This window comes from Pseudoalteromonas sp. S327, from assembly GCF_005886415.1.
Lineage (GTDB): Bacteria > Pseudomonadota > Gammaproteobacteria > Enterobacterales > Alteromonadaceae > Pseudoalteromonas > Pseudoalteromonas atlantica.
On sequence record NZ_PNDP01000099.1, the window covers coordinates 1 to 5,311 of the forward strand.

A 5,311-nucleotide genomic window follows, 5' to 3' on the forward strand; every position below is an offset into this window, starting at 1 on the left:
CCCCCGCACGCGTGCTGGACTGGGATGGCTGCAGGTCAGCCGTTTGGTAAACGATTCCCCCTTAGCTCAGTTGGTTAGAGCGACGGACTGTTAATCCGCAGGTCCCCCGTTCGAGTCGGGGAGGGGGAGCCAATCATAAGAATTTCATAGACATTTCAGTAATTTTCCACTACTCTTCTGCTTTATAACTAAAACATAATATCTATTCTAATGTGTTGCTATTAGTTGAATGATCAAGGACCTGATTCCTTTCCTTTTGAACTATTAAAAGATTGATAACATGGCTGGCTTTAAAAAACTTATTTTTATACAAATCCTGTCTTGGCTTGTATGTGTTGCGGCTGGAAGCTACTTCATATCTGTAAGCTTTAATAATGCAGTAAGTGAAGCACAAACTTCAGCGCAAACCAGCGTAACACGTTACATTAACAGCTTAACAAGTGATGAGCTTTCGCCTGAAAGTATAAAAAAAGCGATTGGCGATGGTAAAACGTTTTCAAGCTTTATACTAAGAGACTACCAAGGGGCTGAGGTATTTTCAGTTAACTCCCCTACCCAGCTGCCCATGTTTGCTGAATTTATTCAATCTAGCTTTAATTCGGTTCGCCCACAGTTTGCCGTTAACGACGCTGCAGATATAAAAGTAGAATTTACCCTCAACATTGAACGTTTAGCGCAGCAGCTACAAACCTCTTTATTTATAGTTATATTTATTTCTGCTTTTTTAGTGATTATTCCTATCATATTAATGAAGTCTATTTTTCATAGCTTAAATAAAAATATCAGCATGACCGTTGCCGATGTAATAGACATTTACATTAACCAAAATCAAATTGGCGACGACTTAGACACCGCACTTGATGCAAGTAAAATGAAAAAGCTAGGTAAAGATTTAGTCCCGAGCTTTAATCGCCTTTCGCATTTTTTAAAAAATAAAAATGATGATATTCAAAACGCTGCCCTAAGTATCAAGCAAGAAGCCTATAAAGATGTAATTACTGAGTTAGGTAACCGTAATATGTTTGTTGAATATTACGAAAAACACATCGAAAACAGTGAGCGCAGTACGTTTGGTTCGTTAGCGCTTGTACGCTGTAGTGAGCTGCAAACTATAAACCAAAGCCGTGGCTACCAAAAAGGTGATGACTACGTTAAAGGTGTGGCGGATATAATTAAGCATATAAGCGGCACTTACACTGGCAGCCAAGTATTTAGGCTAAATAGCTCAGACTTTGCCATTGTACTACCTAATACCCCACTTAAAGAAGCAGAGCGTTTTGGTGAAAACCTGCAATCGCGCTTTACTCAATATCAACAAAATCAAGAGCTAAGCTCTGTGGCTAACACAGGTATTGTGGGCTACGAAAAAGGCAAACCGCTGGGTGAGCTATTATCGGTTGTCGATAACGCAATGAGCATGGCGCAATCTAAGCAAGTAAATGCATGGCATGTGCAGCGCGAAACCGATTTAGTTAATAATGTAAGTGCTGGGTTTGGTAACCAAAACTGGCGTAAAGTGATTAACGAAGTGATTGAATCAAAACGCGTTCACTTAGTAATGCAAAATATTATGCCGCTTGGTAAAAGCATTAAGGCGTATGCAGAGATACAAGTGCGCTTTAAAACCGAAGATAACCAAGTGCTTCCTACGGCCTCGTTTTTAGCCATGGCTGAAAAACTCGATATGGCCATAGAAATTGACCGCTTAATTATTGACTCATCACTTGAAAAAATTAAAAGCCGTAACCTCTCTGAAAAGTTTTTTGGCTTGAATGTGACCGCCTCAAGTGCACATAACGATCAATTTGTTATTTGGTTAGAGCGCCGCTTATTAAAAGATACGCATATAGCCTCTAAATTAGTATTTGAAGTAAGTGAGTTTGGCCTACAGCAAAATATTAAAGCCAGTAAACGCTTTATTGATATGGTGCATCGCGTAGGTGCCCGCGTAACGGTTGAACGCTTTGGTGTTGGACTAACGTCGTTTAAGTTTTTCCGTGATTTAAAACCAGACTTTATTAAAATGGATGCAAGTTACACCCGCGGCCTAGAAGATGATAAAAACAATCAATACTTTATGCGCCTAATGGTTGATTTAGCCCACCGCATTGGTGTGAGTGTGTTTGCTGAGGGCGTTGAAAGCCAAGAAGAAAAACACATAGTAGAAACGCTTTGCCTAGACGGCGTACAAGGTTATTACATAGAAAAACCTAAAGATATTTAGCACCTCTCCTTAATTAAAGTAAAAAAGAGCACATGTGCTCTTTTTTGCGTTTAACTGTTTAATTTTTCGCTTACTTTAAAATCACATAAATTTTACAGCTTTGTGATCGCTTAATTATTTTACTGTGTTTATTTAACTGATAACGACTCGCATATGTTGTTTATCGGGGCAGAAAAAAGGATAATACACAGGATTTTAATAGCGCGAGGCACACATGACAGAATATGTCTTGTTATTGATTGGAACCGTTCTAGTTAATAACTTTGTATTAGTACAATTTTTAGGCTTATGTCCATTTATGGGTGTATCAGGCAAGCTTGATACCGCTATTGGTATGTCTTTAGCAACCACGTTTGTGCTTACTCTTGCCTCTGTTACAAGCTATTTAGTTAATCAATATATTTTAGCGCCGCTAGATATCGAATTTTTACGCACCATGAGCTTTATTTTAGTGATTGCCGTTGTGGTGCAATTTACCGAAATGGTTGTGCGTAAAACTAGCCCGACTTTATACCGTTTACTGGGTATATTTTTACCGCTGATCACTACTAACTGTGCGGTATTAGGTGTTGCGCTTCTTAACATAAAAGAAGATCACACATTTTTACAATCGGCCGTGTATGGTTTTGGCGCAGCCGTTGGCTTTTCATTAGTACTTGTATTATTTGCAGCGCTGCGCGAACGCCTTGCTGCTGCAGATGTTCCTACCCCGTTTAAAGGCGCCTCAATAGCCATGATCACCGCCGGCTTAATGTCGATGGCGTTTATGGGATTTACCGGATTAGTGAAGTTTTAATATGACCTTAATGTATGCCTTGATAGCGCTTGGCTCGCTAGCGCTTGTTTTTGGACTTATTTTAGGCTTTGCAGCTATTCGCTTTCGTGTAGAAGGCGACCCAATTGTTGAGCAAATAGATACCATTTTACCGCAAACCCAGTGTGGCCAGTGTGGCTATCCGGGCTGTCGCCCCTACGCTGAGGCAATTGCCAACGGGGATGAAATTAATAAATGCCCACCAGGCGGAGAAGCAACGGTTAAAAAGCTAGCCGATTTAATGGGCGTAGAGCCTAAACCGCTTGCCGGTGGCGAACAAGCAGAGCCGATAAAAACAGTGGCCTATATTCGCGAAGACGAGTGCATAGGCTGTACTAAGTGTATTCAGGCATGCCCTGTGGATGCCATTGTTGGTGCTACACGCCAAATGCACACTGTACTAATAGAAGAATGTACTGGCTGCGATTTATGTGTAGAGCCCTGCCCTGTAGATTGCATTGATATGCTGCCTGTAGCCGAAACAAAACAAAACTGGAAATGGCAACTTGATGCTATTCCTGTCACGCAAATAGATTAGAGGTTTGAGTGGAAAAGTTACTTGAACAAATTAAAAAAGGTACGGTTTGGGCATTCCCGGGCGGCGTGCATCCACCACAACAAAAAACACTCTCTAACAGTGCGCGTATTGCTAGGCTTCCTCTACCTGATAAGTTAGTTGTACCAATTAAACAGCACATTGGTGCTAACGGTAAATTGATTGTAGAAAAAGGCCAGCAGGTATTAAAAGGCCAAGCACTAACCGTGCCCGTTGCGAATTGGTCTGTGCCTGTACATGCGCCCAGCTCTGGCACCATAACAGATATTGCTTCTATGCCTTCGGCGCATCCATCGGCTTTACCTGAGCTAAGTATTATTATTGAGCCTGATGGCAAAGATCAATGGTGCGAACTAACCCCAATACCTAACCCAAGTGAGCTTAGCCACGATGAATTAGTCGATATAATTCATCAAGCAGGTATAAGTGGTATGGGTGGAGCAGGCTTTCCTACTTATGTAAAAGCCGATATAAAACAACCTATTGAGTTTTTAATTGTTAATGCTGTTGAGTGTGAACCATACATAACAGCCGACGATGTGTTAATGCGTGAACATGCCAAGCAAGTAGTGCAAGGCATTGAGCTAATGCAACAAATTTTAAACCCGACACTGTGTATTGTTGGCATTGAAGATAATAAGCCCGAAGCCATAGCGGCTATGAAAAGTGCCGCAGAGCACAACGCCAATATTGTTATCCAAACGGTGCCTACTGTTTATCCATCGGGCGGCGAAAAACAATTAATTAAATTACTTACAAACCGTGAAGTACCCAGTGGCGGTATTCCTGCCGATATTGGTATTTTAGTGCACAACACAGGAACTTTGTTTGCTGTGCAACAAGCGGTGTACGAAGGTAAACCGCTTATAGAGCGCGTTGTTACAGTAACAGGTAACACCATTCATAATGCAGGTAATGTATGGGCATTATTAGGCACCGAAGTTAAGCACCTGCTTGATTGCCAAGGTTTTTCACCCGTACCCCAGCAGCGCGTTGTTATGGGTGGGCCGATGATGGGCTTTACCTTACCGACTGTGCGTATTGGGGTAATTAAAACCACCAACTGTATTTTAGCCCCCGATCATAAAGAACTCGCAGAGCCTGGGCCTGAAAAAGCCTGTATACGTTGTAGTGCCTGTGCAGATGCCTGCCCTGCTTCGTTATTACCGCAGCAATTACAATGGTTTGCAAAATCAAAAGAATACGACAAATTACAAGAGCACAACTTATTTGATTGTATTGAATGTGGCGCGTGTGCGTATGTATGCCCAAGCGAAATTCCATTGGTGCAGTATTACCGCGTAGCAAAAGTAGAAATAAAAGAGCAGCAAGCCGAAAAAATTAAAGCCAATAGAGCAAAAGAGCGTTTTGACGCCCGTAAAGAGCGCCTAGAGCGCGAGCAGCAAGAACGTCAAAACCGCCATAAACGTAAACCAGCGGCAAAAACATCAGATGAAAAACAAAAAGTAGCGGATGCCCTTGCCCGCGTTAAGAGCAAATCATCGGATGGCGATGAAAAATCTGCTGTAGCCGCTGCAATTGCCCGCGCAAAAGCGAAAAAACAGCAAGGTGAAGAGCTAGAGCCAGATAACAGTGAAGTAGCTAAAGAGCGTGCATTACGTAAAGAAAAAGCACGTAAATATAAAGAACAAAAAGCTGCCGAGGGCGAGTCATCACCAACACCTGATGATAAAAAGTCAGCCGTAGCTGCTGCTAT

Annotated in this window: 4 protein-coding genes and 1 tRNA gene; all 5 read left to right on the forward strand. The window is 41.9% G+C overall.

Going from position 1 to position 5,311, the window contains the following annotated elements; genetic code table 11:
* Nucleotides 1-55: 55 nt before the first annotated feature.
* Nucleotides 56-132 (forward strand) — tRNA-Asn (locus tag CWB60_RS20195).
* 148 nt (nucleotides 133-280) lie between these two features.
* Entirely contained in the window at nucleotides 281-2,224 is a 1,944-nt protein-coding gene (locus CWB60_RS20200; protein ID WP_138580029.1) for an EAL domain-containing protein, read from the forward strand.
* Between the two features lie 214 nt (nucleotides 2,225-2,438).
* Nucleotides 2,439-3,020 (forward strand): electron transport complex subunit RsxA, encoded by a 582-nt coding sequence (gene rsxA / locus CWB60_RS20205; protein ID WP_004589478.1) that lies wholly within the window; start codon nucleotides 2,439-2,441, stop codon nucleotides 3,018-3,020.
* 1 nt (nucleotide 3,021) lies between these two features.
* Complete coding sequence (gene rsxB / locus CWB60_RS20210) at nucleotides 3,022-3,576, forward strand: electron transport complex subunit RsxB (RefSeq protein ID WP_004589479.1); 555 nt, start codon at nucleotides 3,022-3,024, stop codon at nucleotides 3,574-3,576.
* Between the two features lie 8 nt (nucleotides 3,577-3,584).
* Nucleotides 3,585-5,311: electron transport complex subunit RsxC (gene rsxC / locus CWB60_RS20215; protein WP_138628021.1), on the forward strand; the 1,727-nt coding region annotated here is incomplete at its 3' end.

Coding starts and splice junctions, on each gene's coding strand:
- rsxB (WP_004589479.1), top strand. CDS start 3,022: ATGACCTTAATGTATGCCTTGATAGCGCTTGGCTCGCTAGCGCTTGTT.
- rsxA (WP_004589478.1), top strand. CDS start 2,439: ATGACAGAATATGTCTTGTTATTGATTGGAACCGTTCTAGTTAATAAC.
- CWB60_RS20200 (WP_138580029.1), top strand. CDS start 281: ATGGCTGGCTTTAAAAAACTTATTTTTATACAAATCCTGTCTTGGCTT.